This is a genomic window from Pseudonocardia sp. DSM 110487 (assembly GCF_019468565.1).
GTDB lineage: Bacteria > Actinomycetota > Actinomycetes > Mycobacteriales > Pseudonocardiaceae > Pseudonocardia.
The window spans coordinates 4,086,371-4,112,951 of the sequence record NZ_CP080521.1 but is presented as its reverse complement, the minus strand read 5'-3'; the positions used below and the strand labels follow the sequence as shown (position 1 = coordinate 4,112,951).

The following is a 26,581-nucleotide window of genomic DNA, read 5'->3' as shown; positions in this document are numbered from 1 at the left end:
TGCCTCCGGCGGGCGGTCACCTCAGGCGCGCCGGAGCCGCTCGTCGAGCCTCTCCGGGGTCAGCGCGTACGGGTGGGGCTTGACGTCGAACACGGACTCGGTGCTCGCGTTGCGCGGGATCCCGAGCCGGTCGAACATCAGGCCGCGGACGTACTTGTCGTTCTCGGACTCCTGGATGGCGTAGGTGAGCACGTCGTCGATGAGGTGCTCCGGCACGACGATCACGCCGTCACCGTCGGCCACGACCAGGTCGGATGGCCGGATGAGCTGCCCGCCGATCTCGACGGGCATGCTGTGCCCGCCCGAGCTCCTTGATCGCGGCCAGGACTCGCTGCTTCGCCTCTGCCGACACCGGACGCGGCCCGTCGTTGAGCACGTACGAGACCACCGCGGTCGAGACGCCCGCGGCGCGGGCCACGTCATCCCGGGTCACGGCCACGCCGGGAGAGTACTCACGCGCGAGGCTGCGGGTGACTCGTCCAGGCCGCCGCGGAGTTGCTCCACAGCACGTACAGCGCGAAACCACCGACGCCGAGCACGCCGACCACCGGCTGCGCCAACAGCACCATGCCCCAGCCGGCCAGCACGAGGAGCGAGAGCAGGGACAGCGGGGCCCGCCGGACCGCCAGCCATGCCGAGGCGAGCAGCAGCGCGCGCAGCGGACGGCTCGGCATCCGGGACAGCCCGGCGAGTGCGAGGAGCGCGGTCGGCACGCCGAGCAGCACCAGCACCCCCAGCAGCGGACCGATCACGGCGGCCCACGGCGTCGCCCAGATCGCGAGGACGTCCACGACCACGACGAACAGCAGTGCGCACAGCAGGCCCCACACCGCGGTGGCCCGCCCGCCGTGGCGGCGCACGGCGTGCCACGCGTCGCCGAACGGCGCGGGAACCCCTCGCTCCCGCGCCGCGGCGAACGCGTGGAACCCCGCCGCGATGCCGGCACCCAGCGGGAGCGCCGCGACCAGCAGCGTCGGCCACGCGGCGAGGGGCTCGGCGAGCAGCATGACGGCGGCGACGAGGGGCAGCGCCGCCGCTCCGAGCCACGCCGCGGCGCCGAGCGCGAGGTAGGCGACGCCGAATACCGCCTCGTACGTATCCGGTCGCCGCAGCGCCGCACGCAGGTCGCCGCTCACCCCTTGAGCCCGCTCGTCGCGATGCCCTGGATGAACTGCCGCTGTCCGAGCAGGAACACGAGCACGACCGGGAGCACCGAGATCACCGAGCCGGTCATGATCATGGCGTACGCCGCGTCGTACTGCCCGACGAACGAGCGCAACCCCAGCTGGACGGTCCACAGCTCGTTGCTCGTGAGGTAGATGAACGGGCCCATGTAGTCGTTCCACGTCGAGACGAACGTGAGCAGCCCGAGGCTGGCGATGGCCGGGCGGGACAGCGGCAGCATGATGCGCCACCAGATGCGGTACTCGCTCAGCCCGTCGATGCGCGCCGCCTCGATGAGCTCGTCCGGGATCGACTGGTAGTACTGACGCATCAGGAACACGCCGAAGGCGCCGAACGCCTGCAACAGGATGATCGACAGGTGGGTGTTCACCAAGCCGATCTTCTCCATGATCAGGTACTGCGGGATCATGTAGGCCTGCCACGGCACCGCGATCGTCGCGAGGTAGGCGACGAACAGCCAGTCCCGGCCCGGGAAGCGCAGCTTCGCGAAGCCGTACGCCGCGAAACTGCCGGTGATCACCTGCAGGAACGAGATGGTGATCGCGAGGAACGCCGAGTTGCGCAGGTAGGCGAGCATCGGGATCTGGCTCCAGATGTCCGCGTAGTTCGACCACACGAACTCCCGCGGGATCCACTGCGTCGGCACCGTGAAGACCTGGTTGTCGTGCTTGAGCGACGAGGAGATCATCCACACGAACGGCACCAGTACGAGCAGGCACAGGGCCGTGAGCAGGGCGGAGTAGACGACCTTCCGGACGCGGGCCGAGTTGGCGGGTCGCGGCGGCGCACTCGCCGGGCTCGACTTCGGCGTCACGGGCGCCGTGAGGTTCGCCGTCATCGGTTCTCCTGCCGCCGCTGGAGCAGGAACTGGATCACCGTGAACCCGGCGACGAGGACGAAGAGCACGAGTGAGATCGCCGAGGCGAGTCCGAAACGCCCCTCCCGGATGCCCTCCTCGTAGATGAGCTGCGACAGCACCTTCGTCGCGCGGCCGGGCCCTCCGTCGGTCATCACGACGATCAGGTCGAAGACCTTGAAGCTCGCGACGGTGCACATGATCAGCACGAAGAAGGTGGTCGGGCGCAGGCCGGGCAGCGTGATGTTCCAGAACCGCTGCCACGCGTTCGCACCGTCAACGCGGGCCGCCTCGTAGAGCTCGGTCGGGATCGTCTGCAGCCCCGCCAGGAAGAGCACCATGTAGTAGCCCATGTCCCGCCAGACGCTCGCGACGATCACCGCGGGCATGGCCCACGCCGTGCTCGACGTCCAGCCAGGCGGATCGGTCACCCCGACGAACTGCAGGAACTGGTTGACCGGACCCGATGTCGGGTTGAAGAGCATGTTCCACACCACCGCAACGGCGACCAGCGACGTCACGTACGGCAGGAAGAACGCGGTGCGGAAGAAGCCGAGGCCGGCGAGCGTGCGGTTGAGCAGGAGCGCGAGGCCGAGCGAGACCGCGATGGTGAGCGGGATGTGCCCCGCCGCGTAGTAGGTGGTGTTCCAGAGCGCGATCCAGAACGTCGAGTTCCGGAACATCCGCTCGAAGTTGTCGAACCCGACCCATTCCGGGTCGCCCCACGGGCTCCAGTCCATGAAGGACAGCGCGAGCCCGAACACCATCGGCACCAGCGTGAGCAGGGCGAAGCCCAGGAAGTTGGGCAGGATGAAGCTCCACCCGACGAGGATCGGGCGCAGGGAGCGACGCGGCGGGTGGGCCGTGGGCTCGGGCGGACGTCGCTTCCGCAGAGCCGGCTCGGTGGTCATCGTCATGGCATCTCCCGGGCGGGCCCGCCCTCTCGAGCGGGCCCGCCTGCCTGGGTCAGAGGACCTCGTTCTTCACGCGATCGCCGGCGTCCCTGATCCCGTCGTCGATCGACTTCTGGCCCGCCATGATCAGCTCGTGCTCCTCGTTGAGGATCGTGTCGACGTCGCTGGTCACCTCGCTCACCGGCATCTCGAGGGCGACCTTCTTGTTCTCGGTGAAGGTGGTCTTCGACAGCTCGTCGGCCGGCAGCGCCGTGAACGCGGCCGTGACGGCGTCGGAGCTGTAGGCGGGCACGACGCCGATCCCGGCGAGGACCTTGGCGCCCTCCTCACCGGTCGCGAACCTGATGAACTCCTTCGCCACCTCGGCGTTCTTCGCCTTCTCGTTGACCGCGAACGCCGTCGGCGAGCCGAACGTCGCCGTCTCGCCGCCGGAGCTGATCTGCGGCATGGGCGCCATCCCCCACTCGACCGAGCTCGTGCCGGCCTCGATCGCGGCCTTGATGCCCGCGATGTACCAGGTGCCCATCGGGAGCATCGCGGTCTGCCCGGTCTCGAACATCGACCGGTAGTTGACCTTCTGCGTCTTGGCCGTCCCCCAGTCGAGAGCGGCACCGGCGTTCTGCAGGTCCAGCGCGAGCGCGTACTGGTCCTTGAAGAACCCGTAGTCACCGCTGAGCTGGTCACCGCCGGTCTGCGCGGCCGCGGTGGCTTGGACCACCGAGCGCCAGATGTGGTGGTAGGTGCCGTAGACCTTCTGGCCGTCGGCGGTGGTGCCGCTCGTCAGCTTCTTCGCGAGCTCGCTGTACTGGGCCCAGGTGAGGTGGTCCGGGTGAGGCAGGCCGGCCGCGTCGAACAGCGCCTTGTTGTAGTAGAGCACCCAGAAGTCCTGGCGGTAGGGCACCGCGGCGTACTTGCCGTCGATGTCGAACGGCTCGAGCCCGGCGATCTTGTCCCGCTCCAGCTCGCCGACGAAGTCGGTGAGGTCGAGCAGCTGGCCGCGGTTGGCGTAGCGGGCGTAGTCGATGACGTTCTTCATCGTGAGCACGTCGGTCGTGTCGCCACCCGCGAGCATCGTCGCGACCTTCTCCGGGTAGTCGTCGGCGAGGATCTCGACCGGCTGGATCGTGACGTTCGGGTGGGCCGCCTCGAACGCCGTGAACAGCGCGTTGAACTCCGGCGTCTTGTCCAGGTTCCAGGCCGACACGGTGAGGGTCACGGGAGCCGACGGATCCGCCGTCTCGGAGGCGGGTGACGAGCAGCCTGCGAGCGTGACCGCGCTCGCGGCCGCGATCGCGGCGAGGGCCGATGGGTAGCGCTTCATTGCGTCTCCTCTATTCCTGGGAGGCGGGGCGAGGTCTCGGGGAGCGGACGGCGATCAGGGTCCGTGGCACACCTCCGGCAGCTCGACCCGGCTCTTGGCACCGTCCGCCCATGTGACGACCACGTGGACGTCCGCGATGTCGACGACGGGCGGCTCCGCGGGACTCGCGGTCCCGCACAGCAGGACCCCTGCCACGTACCAGCGCCCCTCCTGCACGTCGCTCGCGCTCGCCCGCCACGGGATCCGCGTGGTCGCCGAGAGCGGCGTCGCGTCGGTGATCGTGTGGACCCCGGACTCCGGAAGGCCACCCATGTCGACGACGAGCGAGGTCGGGCCGCCGGGTGCGACCGGCCAGCCCGTCACGCGCAACGGGCCGGTGCTCGCCTCATCGACCCGGACGAGCCGCACCTCCCAGGGGCCGCGCAGCAGCGAGCCGACGAGGATCTCGGGCCCGGTCGTGATCTCACCCGAGCGGCCCGAGCCGTGGTCCGGCTGACCGGGGGTGGGCTCCACCCAGTGCGCCCTGCCGATCGAGAACCCGTAGCAGACCCCGTCGACCGCGCCGACGGCGAGCGTGCGGAACCCGGCCCGGTGCGAGGCCATGCCCCGCCGGTCGAGGAGGCTCACGCCGGCGTCGAGCGGCTCGTCCCAGCCGGCCGCCGACAGCACCGGGCTCGTCGCGGTCGAGTACCCGATGCGCGCGTAGAGCGGCGAGTCGGTGACGAGCACGCCCTCCTGCCCGTGGTCGGTGCCGTGGTTGACCACGCGGACGATGCCGTCGCCGCGCGTGCCGGACACGAGCCATCCCGGTGCGGGCATGACCATCGTGACGTCGCCGCGCTCGACCGGGAGCGGTTCCTCGGCCGCCGTCCACACCGGATGCTCGGCCGGGAGGGCGAGGCCCGCCATCCCCTTGAACGCCCAGTACGGCGAACCGGGCCCCGAGTAGCGCTGGGCGATCGGGCGCCACGCGCCGTGCCATCCCAGCGGGAGCAGGCCCCGCTCGTCCGGGACGCCGTGGTCGAGGAAGTGACGCAGGATGCCGCTCGCCGCGCGGCGCAGCTCACCAGCTGAGAGCGCCGTGGTGCCCGCGAACGCCCCGGCCCAGAACGGCGCGGCCGCCGCGAAGCGGTAGGTCAGGCTGCGGCCCTGCAGCAGCGGCCCGCCGTCGGCCCCGACCAGCGCCGCGGCCTGCGGGAGGAAGGCGTCCAGCCGCGCGAGGTAGCGCTCCCGCAGCTCTTCGGCACGCTCCTCCCCCGCCGCCATCTCCAGCCAGATCACCGGATAGAAATGGAGTGCCCAGCCTGTGTAGTGGTCGAACGACCGCTCGGGCCCGTCGGCGAACCAGCCGTCGGCCCGCACGAAGCTCTCGTGCACCGCGAGATCGTGCTCGAGGTCGGCCCGGCTCCACGGGCCGCCGACGCTGCGCAGGAACGTCTGGGTGACGATGCGGAACCAGACCCAGTTGATCGGCGGGATGGGCGCCCCCACCAGCTCGGCCAGGTAGCCGACGAGCCGGTCGCGGGTCCGCTCGTCGAGCCGGTCCCAGATCCGTCTCCTGCTCAGGTGCAGCCCGAGCGCGAGGGCGGCGGCCTCGACCTTGGCCTGGTCGTGTTCGCCAGGTCGCACCCAGCGCCCCGCGTTGCCGGGGTCGACGCCCGCCGTGATCCCCTCGGCGTACCACTCGGCGAGCGCGGTGCTCGTCGCGTCGTCGGTGCCCGCGATGCGGAAGGCGGCACCCATGAAGCTGCGCGCGAAGCCCTCGAGCCCGTCGACCCGCGTGCCGTAGCCGCCGGGTGCTCCGGGCGGGGTGATGGTCGCGTGGTCCGGGCTCGTCCATGGGCTCAGACCGGCGAGCAGCCGATCGGCCGCCGCCAGCCAGTCGGCGCGGTCGAGTCCCGTGTAGGGGGCGAGGCTCATGCCGCCATCCCCAGGTCCGCCATCGTCACCTGGGAGGTGAGTGCCTCGCCGTTCACCCACCGCTGCAGCTCGTCGAGCGCCGCATCGGTGAGCCGGAACGTCTCGCTCCCGAGCGAGCCGGAGATGTGCGGGGTGATCGACACGTTGGGGAGGTCGTAGAGCGGCGAGTCATCGGGGAGCGGCTCGGGGTCGGTCACGTCGAGGATCGCGTCGAGCCGGCCGCTCGCGCACTCGCGCGTGAGCGCGTCGGTGTCGATGAGAGCGCCGCGCGCCGTGTTGACGAGCGTGGCCCCGTCGCGGAGCAGGGCGAGCTCACGCTCACCGATCATCCCGATCGTCTCCGGCAGCAGTGGCGCGTGCAGGCTCAGCACGTCGACCGACCGGAGCACCTCGTCGAGGCTCGCCAGCCGGGCACCGGCGGCGGCGACGGCGTCGGGGTCGGCGTAGGGGTCGTAGACGAGCACCTCGGCGGAGTCGAGCTGCCGCAGCTGGGCGACCACCCGGCGGCCGATGCGCGAGTACCCGACGATGCCGATCCGTCGCCCGTAGTTCGTGTACCGGTCCGAGTCGAGCAGGGCACGCCACCCGTTGCGGTGCAGGCGGGGGAGGCGCGCGAGGTACTGGGCCCGCTTGCCGGCCAGGACGATCTGGGCGTAGGTGAACTCGGCGACCGGGATGGCATTGGCCTCCGCGGCGGACGTGATGACGATGCCGCGCTCCCAGAACTCCTCCGTCACGAGGCCGCGGATCGTGCCGGCGCCGTGGAACACCGCACGCAGCTTGGGCATCCGGTCGAGTCGTTCGGCGGTGAGGGCGGGCGCACCCCACGAGGTGACCAGCACCTCGACGCCCGCGAGCCGGTCCGCGAGAGCGGGGTCGTCGAGGTCAGCGGCCACCGCGGGCCGGTCGAGGCGGCAGAGCGCGCCGATCCGTTCCGTGCGCTGGGCGTCGAACTGGGTGGCGAACGTGTCCGGCCACATCACGAGGAGCGCGGACGGCCGCTGCGGGTCGTTCAATCGGTAGCTCCTCGTCGAGTGCGGCGTTGCGCCGTCGTTGGCGAGGACAATACGATCTCGACGATCACGGTCAAGCAGAACGAACAGAAACGAACATGGTCGTTCACAGTCGATCGGAAAGCAGGATTCGGTGAGGAGGCTCGTGCCGTGACCGGGTCAGCAGGGCCGATGTTCGGCATCGCCCGGCGGGAGCACATCCTCGAGGAGCTGCGCCGCAGCGGCTCCGTCATGGTGCGCGAACTGGCCACCCGCCTCGGCGTCACCGAGATCACCATCCGCCGCGACATCACCGCACTCGCCGACCGTGGCCTCGTCACCCGGGTGCACGGCGGCGCGACGCTGCGCAGCGCGCTCGACACGACGGTCGCGCGCACCCCCGACGCGTCCGGACCGCCGCTCTACCGGATCGGCATGGTCGTGCCCTCACTCAGCTACTACTGGCCCCAGATCGTCAACGGTGCGCGCGTCGCCGCGGCCGCCGGTCGCGTCCAGCTCGTGCTGCGCGGTGCCTCGTACGACCCTGCCGACCAGCGCAGGCAGATCGCCGCCCTCCTCGAATCGGGCGTCCACGGCCTGCTCGTCGCCCCTGAGGTCGGCGGCAGCGACGGCCTCGCCATCCTCACCTGGCTCGACGCGCTCGACGTGCCCGTCGTGCTCGTCGAGCGCAGGGCCCCGCACTCCGCGGCGTTGCGCAGGGTCGAGTGGGTGAGCACCGACCACGAGTTCGGCGCGAAGATGGCCGTCAACCACCTGTACGAGCAGGGCCACCGGCGGATCGGCCTCGCGCTCGCCCGAGACTCGCCCACCGCGCCACAGCTGCGGCGGGGCTGGGAGCAGGCGCTGGCCGAGCTCGGGCTCGACAGGGAGGTCGTCGCCGCGACGCTCACCGACGTCGAGGGCACCGAGCGCGAGCAGCGCTTCGGGGAGATCGTCTCGGCGTGCCGGGACACCCGGACGACCGCGCTCATCGTGCACGCCGACCCGCAGGCGATCCTGTTCGAGCACCACTGCACCGACCACGGCATCGACATCCCGGGCGACCTCGCGATCGTCGCGTACGACGACGAGGTCGCCGAGAACGGGACGCCGCCCATCAGCGCACTGCGGCCGGCGAAGGAGCACGTCGGCCGGCTCGCGTTCGAGACCATGACCAGCCGGCTGCGGGAGCCGAGCCGCCCGATCCAGCGCATCGTCGTGCTCCCCGAGCTGAACGTTCGCGAGTCCTCGGCGGCACGGCGCGGCGCGTGAGCGGGAGCCCCTCAACCGTCCGTGGCTGCTCCTCCGGCGGATGACGTGGCATCGTTCGTCCCACCCGCACGACCGGGGCACGCGCAGACTCGAGGGGACCGTGGCCACAGGCGTCGACATCCGCGAGGCGCCGGCACCGGCCGCGAGGAGGCGGTGGTCTCCGGGCCGGTGGGCGGGGCTCGCCGGCCTGGTCGCCGTGGTGTGCGCCGTCCTGCTGCCGTTCGCCCCGGTCGAGGTCGACGTGCCGACGGTGCGGTGGCCGCTCGACCCGGCGGCGCCCCGGTCGACGCTCCTCACGACCACGGGCCACCGGCCGCTCGACCTCGACGTCCGCTTCGGCTGCGCCCTCGCCCGCGCCAACGGCGCGGTGCTCTCGACCGTCGTGCCCGGGTCTCCCGAGGCAGCGACGACAGGCCTCCTCGTGACCGCCGTCGACGGCAGGCTCGAGATCAGGGCGCAGGGCAGGCTCGTCCTCGACGTGGCCGTCCCGCCGGGCCCGTGCGAGTACCGGATCACCGGCCGAGGCTCGGGGCGTCCGGTGCACGTCGCCGCGCCGCCGAGCCCCGCCACGCGGTTCGATCCGGCCGTCCCCGCCCCTGACGCGGCACCGGACCCCGGCCGCTTCGCCGGGCCCGCCGACGCGCAGCTGCGCGTCCTCCGCAACGACATCCAGCTGGCCACGGACCAGGCACCACAGCTCCCCGAGGTCGCCGTCCTCGTCACCGACGTCACGCGGCTGCCTGCCGGCGTGGACGCGCCGTTGTCGGTCGCGCTGCGGCTCGACGACGAGTCGGCGAGCCGCCCGGCGCCGCTCAAGGTTGCCCTCATCGTCGCGGCCGTCGCGGCACTGCCGATCACGGGCGCCCTGCTCATGCTCACGGGCCGGGGGCCGCCGCGCAGACGACCGCGGCTCGCTCCCCCGCGGGTCGCCGACGTGGCGGTGCCGGGGGCGCTCGCTCTGTGGCTCGTCGTCGCGCCCGCCACCGACGACGACGGCTGGTTCGCCACCCAGGCCCGCAACGCCGCGCTCTCCGGGGACGTCGGCAACTACTTCCAGCTGTACGACCAGAGCTTCACCCCGTTCACGTGGGTCTACCAGGGGCTCTCGTGGTGGCAGCAGCTCGCGGGCCACGCGCCGGTGGTCCAGCGCGTGTCTGCGCTCGTCGCCGGCCTCCTGACGTGGCTGGTCCTGCGGCGCGTGCTCGCGACGCTGCTGGCCGCCGCACCGGGTTCGCGCCGGCGGGACGCGGTGGCGCGCGCCGCGCTCGCCGTCGCCTTCCTCGCGTGGTGGCTCCCGTACGACATGGGGGTGCGCCCGGAGGCGGTGGTCGCCCTCTGCGCGGCGGCGACGCTGCACCTGGTGCTCGTGGTCGGTCGTGAGCGGCTATGGGCGGCGTGGGCGGCCTGCGCCGTCGCCGGTGCCGGGCTCGTCGCGCACCCCAGTGGGGTGGTCGCGCTCGCGGCGCTGGCGGCGGGGCTGCCGCTGCTCGCCCGCTGCGTCCGGGTACCGGGCGACCGCACGGCGACGGTGCTGCGGGCGCTCGCCGTCGGCTCCGGCAGCGCAACCGCGCTGTTGCTCGGGTTCGCCGACGGGGCGCTGCGCGACTTCCTGCGCGGCCAGCTCGTGACGGAGTCGATCTACCCGCAGGACGGGTGGGCCGATGAGCTGGAGCGCTACGCGTTCCTGCTCGACCAGATCCCCATGGGGTCCTACGCGAAGCGAGCCGCGGTGCTGGCCTGCCTGGTCGCCATCGCCTGGTTCGCCGCGCTCGCCCTCGTCGCCCGCGCACGCCGGGTCGCCGTCCCGGAGCCGCTGCTCGTCGCGGGCGGTGCCACGGCGCTGGGGTTCGCGTCGCTCGCGGTCACCCCGTCGAAGTGGACCCACCACTTCGGCTCGCTCGCTGGCGTCGGGTCGGTCTTCCTCGCGGGGATGCTCGTGCTCGGCGTGCCGTTGGCCCGTGCCGCGCTCGGGCGCCGTGTCCCGGCACCGGCGGTGCTCGCGGTCGCGGCGTCCGCCGTGGTCGTCGCCGCGCTGGCCTGGCGGGGCCCGAACTCGTGGCCGTACGCGTGGCTCGAGGGGATGCCGTCGGCGTACCGGCCGCCCGCGCTCGGCGCCTTCGCCCTCGGCGACCCACTGCTCTGGGCCCTCGCCCTCGCCGCTGGGGCGCTCGTCCTCGTGCGCCGCACCGGGGCGTGGGAGGCATTGCTGCGGGCGACGCCCGCCGTGCTCGCGCTCTCGCTGGCGGCGTCGACGGTGCACCTGCTGGCCACGTTCACGGCCGCGTCGGCCGCCGGCACCCCGCGCGACTCGGTGTGGGTCCAGTCGTGGGCGGGATCCTCGTGCGGGGTGGGCGACGCGCTGCAGGTGCTCGACCCGTTCACCGCCCGCCCCCTGCCGGTGCTCGCTCCTGCCGGACCGAGCGGGATCTTCGTGGCGGGAGGCGGCTACTACGCGGCCAACGCCCCGCAGGGGTCGGTCGCGCGGCAGGTCTGGGGAAGCCACGACGGACGCTCCGCCGACGTGCCGACGGGCAGCATGTCGACCGGGTGGTACCGGCTTCCGGCCGGAGACACCCATGTTGCGGTGATCGCGGCGGGCACGCTCGACCGCGGCAACGCCCTCACGGCTGTCTACGGACGCGGGCTGGAGCCCGTCGGCGTGCAGCCCCTCACCGACGCCGCCGCATCGCCGTCGTGGCGCACCTTCACCCTCACCCCGCCCGTCGGGGCGGACACGGTGCGGCTCGAGGCGACCGACGCGCTGGCCGGCGCCCACGGGTGGCTCGCGTTCAGCGCGCCCGCGGCGGCGCGCCCGGTCCCGGTGAGCGAGCTCGTACCGCGCAGGGCACCGGTCGCCCTGTCATGGCAGGTGGCATTCGGCTTCCCCTGCCTGCGCCCATCGGCCGTCGTCCACGGGGTGACCGAGCCTCCCGCGCTGGGCGTGCTGCGCGCGGCGCTCCCCCTGGGCGGACTCGGGGACGTCGCGTGGCAGGGCGCGCGGGGTGGGGTCTTCGCCCAGGTCCCGCGCACGCAGTCGGTGTTGCACCTGGCCACCGTCGCGCCCGCCGATCCCTACCTGCAGGTGTACGTCTTCGGCTCCCCGCTCGCCCGCAACGCCTACGCCCTCACCACGACGTCGCGCACCGTCGCCGGTGCGTCGATCTCGGTCCGGTGATGGCTTAAGGTCCCCGCGTGAGGTCGGGAACGACGAGCATGCGCGGACCCGTGCTGGTCGGTGCCGTCGGCAAGGTCGCCGAGGCCGCCACCCTCGTCCTGCTCGCGACCGTCGTGCCGCGGGTCCTCGGGCCCGCGGAGTACGGCCGGTTCTCCGTCGCGCTGACGATCGTGACGCTCGGCTCGCTCGCCATGACGCTCGGCGGGTCGACGACGTTGTCGCGGTACGTGCCGACCGCCCCACCGGAAGACCGCTCGGCCGTCGCCATCGCGCTGACGCTGAGGCTCGCCCGCAACCGCGCCGCCGTGTTCGCGGCGCTCGTGCTCGCGGGGGCCGCGCTCGCGGTCGGCGCGCCCGCGGTGTTCCCCCCGCTCGTGGTGGCGTCCGTGCTGCTCGCGCTCGGCCTGAGCGTGGCGGCGACGCTGGTGCTGCAGGCCGACCTCGGGCTCGGCCGGGCCGTGGGGTGGTCCCTGCGCTACCCCGTGCAGAACGCGGTGCTGGTGGCGGTCGTCCTCGTGCTGCACGACGATCTCGGGCTCGCAGGCGGCGCGGCCGCGATCCTGGCGTCGGCGGTGGCGGGAGCGGCGGTCGCCGCCGCCGGGTCCGGGCCGCTCCGCGCCGGTGCCGGACAGCGGGTCACCCCGCCGGAGGGAGCCATGCGCTTCGGGCTCCTGCAGGCCGCGAGCGGGGCGCTGACCCAGCTCGTGCACCGCGGCGGCGTCCTCGCCGTCGTCCTGCTCACCGGCTCGGCCGTGCAGACCGGGTTCGCCGCGCTCCCGATCGGGATCGCGCTGGCCGCCACCTACGCGGTCGCGCAGCTGTTCACGGTCGCCCTCCCCGTGCTCACCGCGCGTGCCGACGGAGAGCAGGCGCTGCGACGGCTGGCCGGGCTCCTGCTCGTTCCCGTCACGGTGGGCGCCGTCGGGTCGGTCGTGGTCGTCGACGCGCTCGTGCCCGTCGTGTTCGGCGTCGCCTACGCCGACGCGGCAGCGGCGTTCGTCCCGGCGATCGCGATGGTCGTACTCGCCCCGGTCAACGCGCTGGCGGTGCAGGCGAGCGCGCTGCGCCTGCGCCCGGATGCCGCCCTGTACGCGGGCCTCGCCGGCGCCGCGGCGTTCGTCGCGGTGTGCCTCACCCTCGTCCCGGGCTGGGGCGCCGCCGGCGCGACGACCGCCGCGCTGGCCGGCACGGCCGTCACCGCGCTCGTGTCGCTGCTGCTCCTCCCCCGCGCGGTCGGCGCCCGGCTCGCCCTGTGCACCGCCGCGGCGGTCGCAGCCGTCATGGTGCTGGGATGACCGGGCTGAGCGTGGTCGTGCCGACCCGCGACCGGCCCGAGCGGCTCGCCGTCTGCCTCGCGGCCCTGGAGGCCCAGACCGCGACCGACATGGAGATCGTCGTCGTGGACGACGCCTCCCGGGACTCCCGCGCCGTCGCCGAGGTCGTCGCGGGCGCGCCGCGGGCCCGGCTCGTGCGTGGCGAGGGCCGCGGACCCGCGGCGGCCCGCAACCGCGGCGGCCGCGCCGCGGAGGGGAAGATCGTCTGCTTCACCGACGACGACTGCGACCCCGTGCCGGGGTGGGCGGCCGGCCTCGCCGCCCGGATCGCGTCCTCCGCCGACGTCCACGCCGCAGCCGGCCCGACCCGCAACGCCCGGCCGGAGAACCCCTTCGCCGCGGCGGCGCAGACCATCGCGAGTCACCTCGCCGAGGCGTCGATCGACGCGGCGGGCCACATGAGGTTCGCGCCCACGAGCAACCTCGCCTGCCGCGCCGACGTACTCGCCGCGATCCCGTTCGACGAGCGCTACCCGCTCGCCGCGGGCGAGGACCGCGACTGGTGCGCCCGGCTGGTCGGCTCAGGGCGCAACCTCGTCTTCGAGCCGGCCGCTGTCGTGCGGCACCACCAGGAGCTCGGTGCGCGGACGTTCTGGCGCCAGCAGGTCCGCTACGGGCGCGGCGCCTACCGCTTCCGCGCCGACCACGGCACGCTCCGCCGCCCCGAGCCGCCCGCGTTCTACGCGGGCCTGTTGCGGCGCGGGTTCGCCGAGGGCGTGCGGGCCGGGGCGTTGGTGTGCCTCGCCCAGGTCGCGACAGCGTGGGGCATGGCGATCGAGCACCGAGGTAAGGCATAGCTGGCCTGTTAGGTTTTCGTGGTGCTGACGATCCTGCAGTTCGACGCCGCGAGCGCTTCGGTGCTGCGGCGACTACTCGCGGCCGGAGACCTGCCCACGCTCGCGGCGCTGCGGGAGCGGGGCGAGTGGCACGAGCTCGACGCTCCGGCCACGCAGTTCGCCGCGGGGGCGCAGCACACCCTGTACAGCGGCGTGGAGCTGGGCGAGCACGGGCTGTTCTACCCGTTCCAGTGGTCGGCGGCGGAGCAGCGGGTGCGCTACATGGGTGCGTTCGAGGCACCGGCCCCGATCTGGGAGCAGCTGGGCACGCGCACCCTCGCCGTCGACCCGTACGAGAGCCGGCCGCCCACCGCTCCCCCGCCGGGCACGCTCGTCTGCGGGTGGCAGCTGCACGACCGGGTGGTGCTGCGCCAGTGGTCGTCCCCGGGCGGCGCGCACCGCAGGCTGGAACGCCTCTTCGGCCCGCCCCAGCCGGTCGACGAGGTGTTCGGCCGGCACACCGCCGACGAGATGCTCGGCCTGCGCCGCCGCCTGCTCGCCGCCCCCGGCCGGGTCGCCGACGCCGCCACGCTGCTGCTGGGTGAGCAGACCTTCGACCTGGCCTGGCTCACGTTCTGCGCCGCGCACGTCGCCGGCCACCAGTTCTGGGACCTGTCGCAGCTCGACCCCGCTGGGCTCGACGCCGCCACCGAACGCGTCCTCGGCTCCACGCTCGAGGACGTCTACCGGGCCGTCGACGCCGCGATCGGACGAATCGTCGCCGTGCTCCCCCCTGACGCCGACCTCATGGTCATCTCCCCGGTCGGCATGGAGATCAACACGAGCCGAGCCGACATGCTGCCGGAGATGCTGCGCGCCGTGCTCGACCCGGACACCACCCGGGACACGCCGGCGAAGGGCGGCTCGATCTGGCGGCTGCGCGCCGCGCTGCCCAGCGGGTTGCGGGCGAAGGTGGCCTCGGCACTGCCGGAGAAGGTCGCGCTCGAGCTGACGTCCCGGCTGGAGACGCGCGGGGTGGACTGGAGCACCACGAAGGCCTTCGCCCACCCCGCCGAGAACCAGGGCTACATCCGGCTGAACCTCCGCGGGCGCGAGCGCGACGGGATCGTCGCCCCCGAGGAGGCCAAGGACGTCATGGAGGAGATCACCGCGGGGCTGCTCACCTTCACCGAGCTCGACGGCTCCCCCGTGATCCGCTCGATCGAGCGCGTCGCCGACCTCTTCGGCGCAGGCGAGCGCGCCCACCAGCTGCCCGACGTCATCGTGAAGTGGGCCGACACCCCCGCCACGAACTCGCGCGGCGTCACGTCGCCGCGGTACGGCACCGTGCTGCGCCACGGCGTGGGCAGCGGCCGCTCGGGCAACCACACCGAGGGCGAGGCGTGGGCGCTGGTCGTCCCCGGGACTTCGACCCCGGTGCAGCCCGACCGCAAACCCCGCCTGGAGGACGTGGCGGCAACAGCAGCGGCCCTGTCCGGCGCGGACCCGAGCGGAATGCCAGGCCGCCCCCTGCTGCGCTCCTGACGGTTCCGACGAACGGCGCGTTCGTCGGATCAGGGCAGGGGTGCGGGAGCGCATCCCTTCGACGCTGCAGCGACCCGGACGGCCTCCAGCACGGCCATCACCGCCACCCCGTCTGCCGCCGTGCCCAACGTCGGCTCGCTCCCGCCTCGTACCGCGCGGGCGAACGCCTCCAGCTGTGCGGTCAGCGACGCCACGAGGGGGTGCGGGCCGGGCGGGCCGAGGCGGCCGCGCACGGCGGCGACCAATCCACCGCGGACCAGGCGTCCGACCAGCCCTCCGTCGCGGTGGCGGACCTCGATGCGCTCGCGGTGGGGACTGTCGGTGACGCAGCGGATCCGGGCCCTTGCCGCCCCCAGCTGCAGGTCGAACTCGGCGCGCTCCGGGCTCACGGCGGCGCGCCGGACCTCCGTGACGTCCGCCCCGGTGAGCCAGCGGGCCATGTCGACGAGGTGCGGCCCCAGGTCGGCCAGCGCATCGTCCCGGACGGTGTGCGCGCCCCAGCCACCCCGGCGGTAGGAGATCTCGAGGAACACACCGACCTCGGCCCTCGGCGGCACGGCGGCCCGCAGTGACCCGACACGATCGTCGAAGCGGCGGTTGAACCCGATCCACGGCGTGGGCTCCAGCGCGGCGAGCCCGACGGCCCCGGCCAGGTCGGCCGCGGGGGGCTTCTCGACGAGCACCGGCAGTCGGGCGGTAGTGGCGAGCCGGGCGTCGGCGAGGTGCGCGGCGGCGGGGGTGGCGAGCACGAGCGCCTCGACCCCGCCGGCTGCCAGCAACTCCTCCGCCGAGCCGAACCCTGGCACGCCCGCCGCGGCCGCGACCCGGCCGCGCCGGACGGGGTCCGGTTCGGCCACCGCGGCGAGCCGCACACCTGCGGCGGCCGCGAGCGCGGGGACGTACCCCTGCTCGCCGAGGCGTCCCGCCCCGACGAGTCCGATCCGCAGGGCGTCACCCATCGTTCCTCCGATCACGCAGGTGGCTCACGATGCCGAACGGCACGGACGCCACCGCCGTGAGGTGGTGCACCGCGTGCAGGCCGACGCCGAGCAGTGCCTCGCCGGGCCCGCGCCGTCGCGCGAGCAGCCGGTAGAGGTCCCGGTTCAGCCCGACTAGCACCGCGAGCGCGGCACCCACCGCGACCGGCCGCCGCGCGGGCACCGCGAGCACGGCCACGAGGCAGGCGAGCGCACTCACCCGGTGCCGCCACCCGAGATTCAAAGCCGTCGACCGGGCGCGCCCGTGTCGCAACTGCAGGGCCACCCACGGCACCCCACGGCGGGCGAAGTCGGTGACCACCATCGATCGCAGCGTCCACGCCTTGAGGTGCGTGCCCTGGATTCCCGGGTCCAGCACGATCCGGGCTCCGCCCGCGACCAGCCGGACACCGAGGTCGATGTCCTCCACCGACGGCACCGGGAACCGCTCCTCGTCGAACCCGCCCGCGGCCAGGAACGCATCCCGGCGCACCGCGCCCAGCCCCGACCAGAACGTCTGGGCCGCGCCGCCCGCGTTCTGGTGGACGTGGTGGTGCAACAGGTTGCGGAACGCCGCGACCGGCCCGCCGCGCGACGGGGAGTCGTCGTAGGAACCGAAGAGGGCGGTGAGGGTCGGGTCGGCGAACGCGGCGGCGATCCGGGCCAGCGCGTCGGGATGGATCTCGACGTCGGCGTCGACGAACACCACCACGTCGCCGCTCGCCCGCAGCGCCCCGATGTTGCGGGCCGTGCAGACGCCGAGGTAGGCGGGCCAGTCGACGACCACCACCTCGGCCGTCCCGCCCGCAGCTGTGAGCGCCGCGACCGCGCGGTCGAGGGCCGCCCGGGACGCAGGCAGAGTGGCGGGTGCGTCGGTGGCGGGCACCACGACCGACAGGGTGATCATCCTGGCCTCCCGCAGGATTCGGTGTAGACGGCCCAGCGCGCGCTCCGCGCCACGAGGGTCACCTCGCCCGCAGGCCGCTGGAGCAGCAGCGCGTGCAGCGGGCTGCCGACCTGGGCGATCGTGGTGCCGGGGCCCGGGGTGTGGTTCACCCCGGCGAGCGGCACGTCGAGCCGGTAGGCCAGCGCGGGGCGCAGCTCGACGGCCGGCCGGACGGCGTCGATGGCGAGGTTCCCGCAAGCCACCAGCCCGTCGCGGCCACCGAGGGCCGCCGCGACCGCGTACAGGTCGTGCTCGTACGCCGAGCGCTCCTCGGCATGCTGCAGCTGCAGCGGCAGCCAGGCCACCCGCGGCGCCGCGAACGGCACGGCGACCGCCACGATCGCGACGGCGACCGCGGCCCGCAGGAGCACCGGGCGCGGCGCGGTCACCGCCCATCCGGCCGCGGCTCCGGCCAGCACGCAGAGCAGCGCCGAGACCGGGGCGAGGAACCGGCCGAGCGCCGCGTAGCCGAACACACCTGCCATCACCGCCACCTCGGCCGCCCACACCAGCGCGCAGGCGGCCAGCGCGGCGGGCAGCCCCCGGCGCCGATGCGCCGCCCAGACCACGCACACCGCGGCCGCCACCCACACCGGCGCGATCACGCAGGCGGCGACGTTGTCGATCGCGAGGATCCAGCGCTGGGTCGGTGTGGTGCCCATGAGCACCTGCGCGACGGTGGCGCCGCTCAGTGCGTTCCCGGAGACCAGCCGGTCGCCCGCGAACCACAGGACCGGCACCGCGGCGAGGACCGCGAGCACCGTGGGCGCCGCCCACCACCACCGGCGCCGCTCGCACCAGAGCAGCCACCCGGCGTACCCGCCGAGGAACGGCCACGCCTCCGGGCGCGTCAGCGCGGCGGCGCAGAGCAGCAGCAGCGCGTGTCGGCGCCGCCCGTCCAAATGGCGCTCTGCCGCCCAGAGACAGAGCATCACGGTGACCGGCTCGATGTTGCCCTGCAGCATGTGCCGTAGCCAGCGCGACTCCCCGTCGGGGCTCAGCAGGAACGCCGCCGCGGCGACCACGCCTGCCACCGAACCGGCCATGGCGCCACAGTGCGGTTTGGCGATGCGCACGGCGAGCCGCACCACCAGCACGAGCCCGAACAGCCCGCATGCCCGCACCGCGACCGTCCACAGCGCGGGCGCGGCCTCGCCGAACACGGCCGCGGGGGCGGTGACCAGCACCGGCAGCGGCTTCCACGCCACCGACCCGTCGGTCGCGATCCCGCCGCGCAGCGCCTCCCGGCCCCAGATCAGCCACACCCAGGGGTCGAAGCCGAGCAGCGCGGGCAGCGCCAGCGAGGCCGTCGCGACCCCGGTGCACCCGACGAGCACGGCGAGCCCCGCGTAGCGGCGTCGTGGAACGGCCGGATCCGCGGCTGCGGGAGCCTCCGGTGCGTCGGCGACGGCGGTGCCTGCTGAACTGCTCATGCAGGAAGGACGATGGGATCGCCGCTGAGCCGAACCCGGACCGTCTCCCCCGCTCCCCACGACGCCCTGCCGAGCGTGCGGCTGCGCAGCCGGACCCCGCTCGCGAGCTCGAGCCACACGATCTGGTCGTGGCCGAAGTAGGAGTGGCTGATCACCGTCGCCGTAGGGCCTGCCCCGTTGTCGACGATCTGGACCTGCTCGGGACGCAGCAGGACCTGAGCCCGGTCGCGCACCCCTGGAGCGGGGAACGAGCCGAGCTCGGTGGAGATGACGTCGCCCGACACCGAACCCGGCACCGCGTCGGCGTCGCCGAGGAACTCCGCGACCCAGCGCGACACCGGGCGCTCGTAGATCTCCCGAGGCGCCCCGACCTGCTCGATCCGCCCGCTGCGCATGACCGCCACGACATCGGCGAGCGAGAGCGCCTCCTCCTGGTTGTGCGTGACCAGCAGTGCGCTCGCCCCGGCCGTGCGCAGGACGGCCGCGACCTCCTCGCGCAGCCCGGCGCGCAGCCCCTCGTCGAGCGCGGCGAACGGCTCGTCGAGCAGGACGACGTCGGGGTCGACGGCGAGCGCGCGAGCGAGGGCGACCCGCTGCCGTTCCCCGCCGGAGAGCTCGTGCGGGTAGGACTTCGCCCGGTCGGCGAGCCCGACGAGGGCGAGACACTCCTCCGCCCGCTCGGGGCGCGGCCTGCCGAATGCAAGGTTCTCGCCGACCGTGAGGTGCGGGAACAGCGCTCCGTCCTGGAACACCATGCCGATCCGGCGCCGGTCGGGCTCCTCCCAGACCCCGTCCCCCGCCACGAGGCGCCCGCCGATGCGGACGGTGCCGCCGTCCGGTGTCTCGAACCCGGCGACGAGCCGTAGCAGCGTGGTCTTGCCCGACCCGCTGGGGCCCAGCAGCGCGACCAGCTCGCCCCGGCCCACCTGCAGGTCAGCCCCATCGACGGCGCGGTTCGCGCCGAACGATTTCGTCACGCCCGTGGCGTCGATCGCGAGGTCTGCCATAGCGCGTTCAACTTAGCCTAGGCTCGCTGGACCCGAGCCTCGCTGAACCCGGAGCGCTGAATGGCCGCATCTTCCCGCGGACGCCTGTGGTTGCTGATCGCCGTTCCGGTCGTCGCCGTGGCGCTCGTCGTCACACTCGCGGTCACCGTGCTGAACGGCGGGTCCGACCCGGACCCGTCCGACGCGGCGGCCGCCCCACCCGGATCGGGACCGGCCGAGGTGAACACCGACGGCATCCAGCACGCCGAGACGCTCGTCGTCTACAACGGGCGCTCGCACTACGGGGACGAGCAGGTGTTCCGCGACTTCGAGGCCGCCACCGGCGTCCGCCTGGAGCTGCGCGGCGGCACCGGGCCGGAGCTGTTCGAACGGCTGCGCCGGGAGGGCGCCGACACCCCCGCCGACGTCCTCGTGACCACCGACCTCGCCAATCTGTGGCGGGCCGAGGACGCGGGCCTCCTGCAGGGCGTGACGAGCCCGGAGCTGCGCGCGCAGGTCCCCGACGGCCTGCACGACGTCGACGGCAACTGGTGGGCGGTCTCGACGCGCCTGCGGGTGCCCGTGGTCTCCACCGAGCGGGTCCCGGCGGGCGCGGTGACGAGCTACGAGTCGCTGGCCGACCCGAGGTTCCGCGGCCGCACCTGCCTGCGCACGTCCAACAACGAGTACAACCAGTCGCTGGTCGCCGACATGATCGTCAAGCGCGGGCCGGAGGCGACCGAGCAGCTGCTGCGTTCCTGGATGGCCAACGAGCCGCAGATCATCAACTCCGACGGCGAGATGCTCGCGACGATCGCGGGCGGCGGGTGCGACGTCGGCCTGGCCAACCACTACTACCTCGGCCGGACGCTGAAGGAGAACCCGGCCTTCCCGGTCGCGCCCGCATGGCCCGACCAGCAGGCAGCGGGCGCGCACGCGAACGTCTCCGGAGTCGGGGTCGTCGCGGGCTCCGACGCGGTGCCGACCGCCGTCGCGTTGATGGAGTGGCTGACCTCGCCGCCCGCGCAGGAGCAGATCATCGCCGGCAGCGAGTTCGCCGCCAACCCCGCCGTCGCGCCGCCCGCGCACATCAGCGGCTGGGCGAACGTCAAGATCGACCCGATCGACGGCCAGCACGCAGGCCCGACGCTCCAGCAGGCCGTCGAGATGATGCTGAGGGTGGGGTGGACGTAGCGGCACCGTCCCGGCGGAGGGTGTCGGGCTGGGCCGTCCTCGGGGTGCTGGTCGCGCTCGGGGTCGCCGGACCGCTCGCCGCGTTGCCCGCGAGCTTCGTGCTCGGCGACGTCGACGCGGTCACGCTCACCCTGCTGCCGCCGGCGCTCGGCCGCAGTGTCCTGCTCGGTGTCGGTGTCGGCGTCGGGACGCTCGTCCTGGGCGGGGCTCTCGCCGTGCTCGTCTCGTTCTACGACTTCCCGGGCCGCCCCGTCCTCGAGTGGGCGCTCGTGCTCCCGCTCGCGATCCCCGGCTACGTGCTGGTGTTCGTGATCGTCGGCCAGTTCGGCTACGCCGACCCGCTGCATGCCAGTCTGTTCGGCGGCGGGTTCCAGCTGCCGGGCCTGCGCGGCCCGGCCGGCGCGATCGGCGTGCTCACCGCGGTGCTCTACCCGTACGTGTACGTGCTGGGACGCAGCGCGTTCCTCGGGCAGTCCCGGCAGGCCCTCGAAGCCGCCCGCAGCCTCGGCCACGGCCACCTCGGCGCGGTGTGGACGGTGGCGCTGCCGCTGGCGCGCCCGGCGCTCGCCGGCGGCGTCGCACTCGCGGTGATGGAGGCGCTCGCCGACTTCGGTGCCGTGAACCTGCTCGGCTACCAGGCGCTCACCGACGCGATCTACCGCGTCTGGTACGGCGCCTTCGACACCACAGCTGCCTTGCAGCTGGCGACGGTGCTGGTCGGGCTCGCGCTGCTGATGGTCGTGCTCGAACGGGCGTTGCGCGGCCGGGCGCGCTACCACCAGGCGCTCGCCCACAGCGACGCCGTGCTCCCCCGCCGGTTGACCGGCTGGCGGGCCGGCATCGCCTGCGCCGTCCCGGTGCTGCTCCTCGTGCTCGTCTTCGCCCTCCCGGTCGTACAGCTCACGGCGTGGTCGGTGGAGACCGTCCTCACCGGGCGGGTCGCGGACCGGCTCGGCGAGGCCGCGCTCAGCACGCTGCTGCTCGCCGTGGCCGCCGCGGCGGTCGCGGTCTGCACGTCGACGACCGTCGCCTACGGCCAGCGGGTACGGCCGACCCGCGTGGGCGCCGTCGCCGCCCGCCTCGCGGCGGTGGGATACGCGGTGCCCGGCGCCGTGATCGCCGTCGCGATCTACGTGCCGCTGGTCTGGGTGGACCGGCGCCTCATCGCGGCCGCAGAGACCTGGTTCGGCGCCGAGATCGGGCTGCTGTTCACGGGGACGATCCTCGGCCTGGTCGGCGCGTACGTGGTGCGCTTCCACGCGCAGGCCTACTCCGCGGTCGAGTCGCGCATGGGCCGCATCAACCCGCACCTGGACGACGCCGCAAGGGCACTCGGCGCCGACCGGGCGCGGGTGCTCACCGACGTCCACCTGCCCCTGCTGTGGCCGGGGATCGTCACGGCGGCGCTACTGGTGACCGTCGAGGTCATCAAGGAGCTGCCCGCCACCGCGCTGCTGCGGCCACTCGGGCGCGACACGCTCGCGATCATGACGTGGGAGGCGACGAAGGACTCCCGCTTCGACACCGCCGCCCTGCCCGCGCTGCTCATCGTGCTCGTCGGGCTCGTCCCGGTGGTCGTCCTCGTGAAGCTGTGGGGGCGCCGGGGCCCAGCCGCCAACGGAGCCGTCCCTCCCGTTCCGCAGTCCTGACATTCCAGCGCTCGTAACGATCTCGGGCGAGACGCGACGACCACCCAGGATGTCGATGGATGGGAGGGCCCTTGAACGCCGACGCTGTCGCGGAGGGGCATGCCGTGCTGGGGCCGTACCGCCTCGAGGGACTTCTCGGACGAGGCGGGATGGGTGAGGTCTATCGAGCGTTCGACACCCGACGCGGCCGCGCAGTCGCCCTCAAGGTCCTCCCGCCCGCGCTGGCGGGAGACGACAACTTCCGCGCTCGTTTCCGCCGGGAGTCCGACAGCGCCGCGCGCCTTCAGGATCCGCACGTCATACCGATCCACGATTTCGGCGAGATCGAGGGTCGGCTCTACATCGACATGCGCCTCGTCGATGGGGTCGGGCTCGACCAGATCATCGCGTCGGGACCGCTGGAGCCTCGCCGGGCCGTCGCGCTGATCGCCCAGGTCGCCGAGGCGCTCACCGACGCCCACGCGCATGGCGTTCAGCACCGCGATGTCAAGCCGTCGAACATCCTGGTGACTCGATCAGACTTCGTCTACCTGGTCGACTTCGGCATTGCGCGGGCGGTCGACGGCGATGTCACAGCACTGACGCAGAGCGGCGCCACCATCGGGACCCTGGCGTACATGGCGCCCGAGCGGTTCGAGGGCGGCCCGCCCGACAGCCGATCCGACATCTACTCGTTGGCGTGCACGCTCGCCGAATGCCTCACCGGGCGCAGGCCCTTCGCTGCGACCAGCCTGCCGTCATTGATGAAAGCGCATCTGTCGGCCGCGCCGCCGCGCCCCAGCCTGGAACGGCGAGACGTTCCGGCTGCCATGGACGAGGTCATCGCCCGCGGAATGGCGAAGGACCCGGCAGCCCGCTACCCGACGGCACGCGACCTCGCCGCCGCCGCTCAGTACGCGTTGCACCAGTGGGGCCTGCCGTCCGCACCCGTGCCGACCGGCCCGGCCCGGCCGGCGGCGACGCTCGTCCAGGCAACGCCGACACCACCGCGCCGGTCGCGGGTCCTGGGACTCGTCGCCAGCATCCTCGCAGTTGCGGCTGGATCCGGCGTCATCGGTTTCGCCCTGGGCCACTCGGCCGGATCCGCACAAGCGCAGGTCGCGGCGAGTTCAGGGCCGGCGTCGACCGACTCGGCCTCACTGCCGACGACCACGAGTCCGGCAGCTGGATCGATCACACCGAGGGTGACCGCCGCACCGGTCGTGCCCGCCCCGAGCGGTGGCAGCAGACCGGCCACCTACGTCTACACGGTCGAGTCCAACTACCCTGTGATGATCATCTACACCGACAGCAAGGGCGACCAAGTCACCCTGTCGTCGGTCGACGCGCCGTGGACCGTCAACGTGAGCACCACCGTGTGGGGCGCCGACGCCAGGCCGATGCTCACCGCCGGCTCGACCTCGTCGAAGGGCGACACCACGGTCTCCTGCACGATCGCAGACGACCAAGGCCGCGTCCTCGCCACGAACAGCAGTGCCACGGCTTACGCCTCGACCTCGTGCCTCGTCTTCCGGTGACGCCACCGGCGACGGGACAGCAGGCGAGGCCTACCCCTCCCGGCCCCCGACGCGCGGGAGCACGGGCGCGTCGCGGCCGGTGCCGATTTCCTCGTGGTAGTCGGCGTCGACGTTCACCGACCAGATGTCGTGGTCGCCGACGCCCAGGACGTTCTCCACGGCGAGCATCGCCGTCAGCATCGAGTGGTCCTGGTTGTTGTAGCGGTGCTGGCCGTTGCGTCCCACCGGGTGCACGTTCGGCGCGTGCTCGGCGAGCCAGGACCGCAGCAGCGCGACGCGCTCGGCGAACCCCTCCTCGTAGACGGGGTAGGCCTTCGGCATCCGCACGACGTAGCCGGCCTCGACCCGGTCCGCCGGGACCAGGCCGATCCCGGCGAGCTCCCGCGTGCCCAGCGCGACCAGTTCCTCGTCGGGCAGCTCCCACAGCTCGTCACCCTCGAAGACGAAGTACTCCAACCCGAGGCAGGTGCGGCCCGGCTTCACCATGGCCTCCGACCACGCGCCGAAGTTCTGGATCCGTCCGACTGCCACGTCCGGGCTGTGCACGTAGATCCAGTTGTCCGGGAAGGCGCAGTCGTCCGGCACGACGAGCGCGACCGTGAGGAAGTCGCGGAACCGCAGCCCGTCGGCCGCGGCGAGCACAGCGGGCGGGGCGGGCGGATCCATGGCCCTGAGCAGCTCCGGCAGCGGCATCGACGAGATCACGTGCGTGCACGGGTATCGCGTGGCCGCGCCCGCCGCCGTCGTCTCCACGCTCACGACCCGCCCGCCGACTCGGTGGACGCGGGTGACCGGCTGCTCGAGGAGCACCTTGCACCCGGCGGCCTCCACCCGCTCGGCGCAGCGCTCCCACATCAGGCCGGGGCCCAGGTTCGGGTAGTGGAACCGCTCGATCAGCGAGACGATCCCGGCCGGGCGCCGGCTCGGGAACACGGCGCTGCGCACCGCCGCCGCGAGCGAGAGGTTCTTGATCCGCTGGGCCGCCCAGTCCGCCGGCATCGCCGAGGCGGGCATCCCCCACACCTTCTCGTTGTAGCTCTTGAAGAAGTGCTGGTAGAGCCGCGAGCCGAAGCGGGCGGAGACCCAGCCCTCGAGGTTCGTCTGGTCGGCAGGCGGGCGCACCCGCGCCCACAGATAGGACGCGATGCAGCGCACCGCCTCGACGAGGCCGAGGTTGCGCAGCGCGTCCCACGGCCGCAGCGGGTACTCGAAGAACCGGCCGCGGTAGAGGATCCTACTGCGCCGGGGGCGGAGCAGGAACTCGTCGTCGCCCAGTAGGCCGTGCCAGAACCGCGAGACGCGCTCCACCTTGGTGAAGAACCGGTGCCCTCCGATGTCGAACCGCCAGCCCTCGCGCTCCACGGTGCGGCTGATGCCGCCGACGACGGCGTCGGCCTCGACCACGGTCGTCGGGACACCGGCCGCCACGAGCTCGGCGGCGGCGGTCAGTCCGGCCGGTCCCGCGCCGATGACGACGACGTCCAGGTCGGGCCGGGGCTCAGGCTCTGACGACATCCAGGTCAGACGGCCCGTGCCGCGGCCGGGTCGTCGAGCGCTGCGCGGAACCAGCCGATGGTGCGGCGCAGACCGTCGGCGAGATCGACCCGCGGCTCCCAGCCGAGCGCGGCGCGGGCCAGTGAGATGTCGGGTCTGCGGACGGTCGGGTCGTCCTCGGGCCGCGGCACGTACTCCAGCGGGCTGGCGGATCCCACCAGTTCGCGCACGAGCAGCGCCAACTCGCTCATCGAGACCTCGTGCGGGTTGCCGATGTTGACCGGACCGGCCTCCCGCGAGTGCAGCAGCCGCATGCACCCCTCCACCAGGTCGTCGACGTACTGGATGGAGCGGGTCTGGCTGCCGTCGCCTGCCACGGTGATCGGCTCGTCGGAGAGCGCCTGCCGGATGAACGTCGGCACCGCGCGGCCGTCGTCGGGGCGCATCCGGGGGCCGTGGGTGTTGAAGATGCGCACGATCGCGGTGTCCACACCCTGTGACCGCCGGTAGGCCATCGTCATCGCCTCGGCGAACCGCTTCGCCTCGTCGTAGACCCCGCGCGGCCCGACCGGGTTGACGTGGCCCCAGTAGGTCTCCGGCTGGGGATGCACCTGCGGGTCGCCGTAGGCCTCGGACGTCGACGCGAGCAGGAACCGCGCCTTCTTCTCCTTGGCCAGGCCGAGGGTGTGCAGGGTGCCGATCGAGCCGACCTTCAGCGTCTCGATCGGCATCCGCAGGTAGTCGACCGGCGACGCGGGCGAGGCGAAGTGCAGCACCACGTCGACGTCCCCCACCACGTGGACGAAGTCGGTGACGTTCGCCCGGACCAGCCGGAACGGCCCTGCCTCCGCGAGGTGGGCGACGTTCGCCGGCGAGCCGGTGGAGAAGTCGTCGAGGCACAGCACGCTGTAGCCATCGTGCAGCAACCGTTCCGACAGGTGCGAGCCCAGGAACCCGGCCCCGCCCGTCACGACAGCCCGCGGTCGCGCCACAGCCCACCAACCCCTGATCGGCCCCGACGACTGAAAAGGTGTGGAAACCCTAGCCTAAGGATTCGGCGAATCGGATCAAACCACCCGATCCGTCGTCGGGATC

Annotated in this window: 22 protein-coding genes; 8 read left to right on the top strand and 14 right to left on the bottom strand. The window is 73.3% G+C overall.

What is annotated here, in order from left to right; all coding sequences use genetic code 11:
* Positions 1-21 precede the first annotated feature (21 nt).
* From K1T35_RS19185 to K1T35_RS19150, 8 genes are read right to left on the bottom strand one after another with little or no spacing between them, the layout of a single operon-like run.
* Positions 22-291, bottom strand: coding sequence for a hypothetical protein (locus K1T35_RS19185; RefSeq protein WP_220261488.1), 270 nt, complete (start codon positions 289-291; stop codon positions 22-24).
* Positions 230-418 (bottom strand): LacI family DNA-binding transcriptional regulator, encoded by a 189-nt coding sequence (locus K1T35_RS49785; protein WP_370645513.1) that lies wholly within the window; start codon positions 416-418, stop codon positions 230-232. Before K1T35_RS49785 ends, K1T35_RS19185 begins: the two co-directional genes overlap by 62 nt.
* A gap of 34 nt (positions 419-452) precedes the next feature.
* Positions 453-1,136, bottom strand: a complete 684-nt coding sequence (locus K1T35_RS19175; RefSeq protein ID WP_220261486.1) for a hypothetical protein — start codon at positions 1,134-1,136, stop codon at positions 453-455.
* Entirely contained in the window at positions 1,133-2,023 is an 891-nt protein-coding gene (locus K1T35_RS19170; RefSeq protein ID WP_220261485.1) for a carbohydrate ABC transporter permease, read from the bottom strand. The genes K1T35_RS19175 and K1T35_RS19170 overlap by 4 nt, the downstream gene beginning before the upstream one ends.
* The gene (locus K1T35_RS19165; protein WP_255622249.1) at positions 2,020-2,958 is read right to left on the bottom strand and encodes a carbohydrate ABC transporter permease; all 939 of its coding nucleotides are present in this window, start codon (positions 2,956-2,958) and stop codon (positions 2,020-2,022) included. The genes K1T35_RS19170 and K1T35_RS19165 overlap by 4 nt, the downstream gene beginning before the upstream one ends.
* 49 nt (positions 2,959-3,007) lie before the next feature.
* Complete coding sequence (locus K1T35_RS19160; protein WP_220261484.1) at positions 3,008-4,276, bottom strand: ABC transporter substrate-binding protein; 1,269 nt, start codon at positions 4,274-4,276, stop codon at positions 3,008-3,010.
* Positions 4,277-4,330: 54 nt separating this feature from the next.
* Positions 4,331-6,196 carry a DUF2264 domain-containing protein gene (locus K1T35_RS19155; RefSeq protein ID WP_220261483.1) on the bottom strand — a complete coding sequence of 622 codons (1,866 nt, stop codon included), beginning with the start codon at positions 6,194-6,196 and terminating at the stop codon, positions 4,331-4,333.
* Positions 6,193-7,212, bottom strand: a complete 1,020-nt coding sequence (locus K1T35_RS19150) for a hydroxyacid dehydrogenase (protein WP_255622246.1) — start codon at positions 7,210-7,212, stop codon at positions 6,193-6,195. The genes K1T35_RS19155 and K1T35_RS19150 overlap by 4 nt, the downstream gene beginning before the upstream one ends.
* Before the next feature lie 147 nt (positions 7,213-7,359).
* Here K1T35_RS19150 and K1T35_RS19145 point away from each other — a divergent pair, with 147 nt between their 5' ends.
* From K1T35_RS19145 to K1T35_RS19125, 5 genes are all read left to right on the top strand, one after another.
* The gene (locus K1T35_RS19145) at positions 7,360-8,460 is read left to right on the top strand and encodes a substrate-binding domain-containing protein (RefSeq protein WP_220261482.1); all 1,101 of its coding nucleotides are present in this window, start codon (positions 7,360-7,362) and stop codon (positions 8,458-8,460) included.
* 100 nt (positions 8,461-8,560) lie between these two features.
* Positions 8,561-11,635 (top strand): arabinosyltransferase domain-containing protein, encoded by a 3,075-nt coding sequence (locus K1T35_RS19140; RefSeq protein WP_220261481.1) that lies wholly within the window; start codon positions 8,561-8,563, stop codon positions 11,633-11,635.
* A 17-nt stretch (positions 11,636-11,652) separates the two neighbouring features.
* Positions 11,653-12,930: a hypothetical protein gene (locus K1T35_RS19135; RefSeq protein WP_220261480.1), complete on the top strand. Its 1,278-nt coding sequence runs from the start codon at positions 11,653-11,655 to the stop codon at positions 12,928-12,930.
* On the top strand, positions 12,927-13,766 hold the full coding sequence (locus K1T35_RS19130; protein WP_220261479.1) for a glycosyltransferase family 2 protein: 840 nt from the start codon (positions 12,927-12,929) through the stop codon (positions 13,764-13,766). The genes K1T35_RS19135 and K1T35_RS19130 overlap by 4 nt, the downstream gene beginning before the upstream one ends.
* Before the next feature lie 21 nt (positions 13,767-13,787).
* The gene (locus K1T35_RS19125; protein WP_220261478.1) at positions 13,788-15,290 is read left to right on the top strand and encodes an alkaline phosphatase family protein; all 1,503 of its coding nucleotides are present in this window, start codon (positions 13,788-13,790) and stop codon (positions 15,288-15,290) included.
* Positions 15,291-15,319: 29 nt separating this feature from the next.
* Here K1T35_RS19125 and K1T35_RS19120 read toward each other — a convergent pair whose 3' ends face one another.
* The 4 genes from K1T35_RS19120 to K1T35_RS19105 are packed head-to-tail and all read right to left on the bottom strand — an operon-like array spanning position 15,320 to position 19,653.
* Complete coding sequence (locus K1T35_RS19120; protein ID WP_220261477.1) at positions 15,320-16,249, bottom strand: Gfo/Idh/MocA family protein; 930 nt, start codon at positions 16,247-16,249, stop codon at positions 15,320-15,322.
* Positions 16,242-17,174 (bottom strand): glycosyltransferase, encoded by a 933-nt coding sequence (locus K1T35_RS19115; protein WP_220261476.1) that lies wholly within the window; start codon positions 17,172-17,174, stop codon positions 16,242-16,244. The genes K1T35_RS19120 and K1T35_RS19115 overlap by 8 nt, the downstream gene beginning before the upstream one ends.
* Positions 17,171-18,646 carry a hypothetical protein gene (locus K1T35_RS19110; protein ID WP_220261475.1) on the bottom strand — a complete coding sequence of 492 codons (1,476 nt, stop codon included), beginning with the start codon at positions 18,644-18,646 and terminating at the stop codon, positions 17,171-17,173. Before K1T35_RS19110 ends, K1T35_RS19115 begins: the two co-directional genes overlap by 4 nt.
* Positions 18,643-19,653 (bottom strand): ABC transporter ATP-binding protein, encoded by a 1,011-nt coding sequence (locus tag K1T35_RS19105; RefSeq protein WP_220261474.1) that lies wholly within the window; start codon positions 19,651-19,653, stop codon positions 18,643-18,645. The genes K1T35_RS19110 and K1T35_RS19105 overlap by 4 nt, the downstream gene beginning before the upstream one ends.
* 60 nt (positions 19,654-19,713) lie before the next feature.
* Between K1T35_RS19105 and K1T35_RS19100 the strand changes: the two genes are divergently transcribed.
* The 3 genes from K1T35_RS19100 (at position 19,714) to K1T35_RS19090 (ending at position 23,992) form a co-directional block, all read left to right on the top strand.
* Positions 19,714-20,826 carry an extracellular solute-binding protein gene (locus tag K1T35_RS19100; protein ID WP_220261473.1) on the top strand — a complete coding sequence of 371 codons (1,113 nt, stop codon included), beginning with the start codon at positions 19,714-19,716 and terminating at the stop codon, positions 20,824-20,826.
* Positions 20,817-22,475, top strand: coding sequence for an iron ABC transporter permease (locus K1T35_RS19095; protein ID WP_220261472.1), 1,659 nt, complete (start codon positions 20,817-20,819; stop codon positions 22,473-22,475). Before K1T35_RS19100 ends, K1T35_RS19095 begins: the two co-directional genes overlap by 10 nt.
* Before the next feature lie 71 nt (positions 22,476-22,546).
* Positions 22,547-23,992 (top strand): serine/threonine-protein kinase, encoded by a 1,446-nt coding sequence (locus tag K1T35_RS19090; RefSeq protein ID WP_255622241.1) that lies wholly within the window; start codon positions 22,547-22,549, stop codon positions 23,990-23,992.
* Positions 23,993-24,022: 30 nt separating this feature from the next.
* On the opposite strand, the gene K1T35_RS19085 is transcribed toward K1T35_RS19090, so the two are convergent.
* Both K1T35_RS19085 and K1T35_RS19080 read right to left on the bottom strand, forming a co-directional pair.
* Positions 24,023-25,507, bottom strand: a complete 1,485-nt coding sequence (locus K1T35_RS19085; protein WP_220261470.1) for an NAD(P)/FAD-dependent oxidoreductase — start codon at positions 25,505-25,507, stop codon at positions 24,023-24,025.
* 5 nt (positions 25,508-25,512) lie between these two features.
* The gene (locus K1T35_RS19080) at positions 25,513-26,457 is read right to left on the bottom strand and encodes a UDP-glucuronic acid decarboxylase family protein (RefSeq protein WP_220261469.1); all 945 of its coding nucleotides are present in this window, start codon (positions 26,455-26,457) and stop codon (positions 25,513-25,515) included.
* Positions 26,458-26,581: the final 124 nt, after the last annotated feature.

Excerpts from the sequence above, each read along its gene's own strand:
- K1T35_RS19185 (WP_220261488.1), bottom strand. The coding sequence starts at position 291 with ATGCCCGTCGAGATCGGCGGGCAGCTCATCCGGCCATCCGACCTGGTC.
- K1T35_RS19170 (WP_220261485.1), bottom strand. The coding sequence starts at position 2,023 with ATGACGGCGAACCTCACGGCGCCCGTGACGCCGAAGTCGAGCCCGGCG.
- K1T35_RS19165 (WP_255622249.1), bottom strand. The coding sequence starts at position 2,958 with ATGACGATGACCACCGAGCCGGCTCTGCGGAAGCGACGTCCGCCCGAG.
- K1T35_RS19160 (WP_220261484.1), bottom strand. The coding sequence starts at position 4,276 with ATGAAGCGCTACCCATCGGCCCTCGCCGCGATCGCGGCCGCGAGCGCG.
- K1T35_RS19155 (WP_220261483.1), bottom strand. The coding sequence starts at position 6,196 with ATGAGCCTCGCCCCCTACACGGGACTCGACCGCGCCGACTGGCTGGCG.
- K1T35_RS19130 (WP_220261479.1), top strand. The coding sequence starts at position 12,927 with ATGACCGGGCTGAGCGTGGTCGTGCCGACCCGCGACCGGCCCGAGCGG.
- K1T35_RS19120 (WP_220261477.1), bottom strand. The coding sequence starts at position 16,249 with ATGGGTGACGCCCTGCGGATCGGACTCGTCGGGGCGGGACGCCTCGGC.
- K1T35_RS19115 (WP_220261476.1), bottom strand. The coding sequence starts at position 17,174 with ATGATCACCCTGTCGGTCGTGGTGCCCGCCACCGACGCACCCGCCACT.
- K1T35_RS19110 (WP_220261475.1), bottom strand. The coding sequence starts at position 18,646 with ATGAGCAGTTCAGCAGGCACCGCCGTCGCCGACGCACCGGAGGCTCCC.
- K1T35_RS19105 (WP_220261474.1), bottom strand. The coding sequence starts at position 19,653 with ATGGCAGACCTCGCGATCGACGCCACGGGCGTGACGAAATCGTTCGGC.
- K1T35_RS19100 (WP_220261473.1), top strand. The coding sequence starts at position 19,714 with ATGGCCGCATCTTCCCGCGGACGCCTGTGGTTGCTGATCGCCGTTCCG.
- K1T35_RS19085 (WP_220261470.1), bottom strand. The coding sequence starts at position 25,507 with ATGTCGTCAGAGCCTGAGCCCCGGCCCGACCTGGACGTCGTCGTCATC.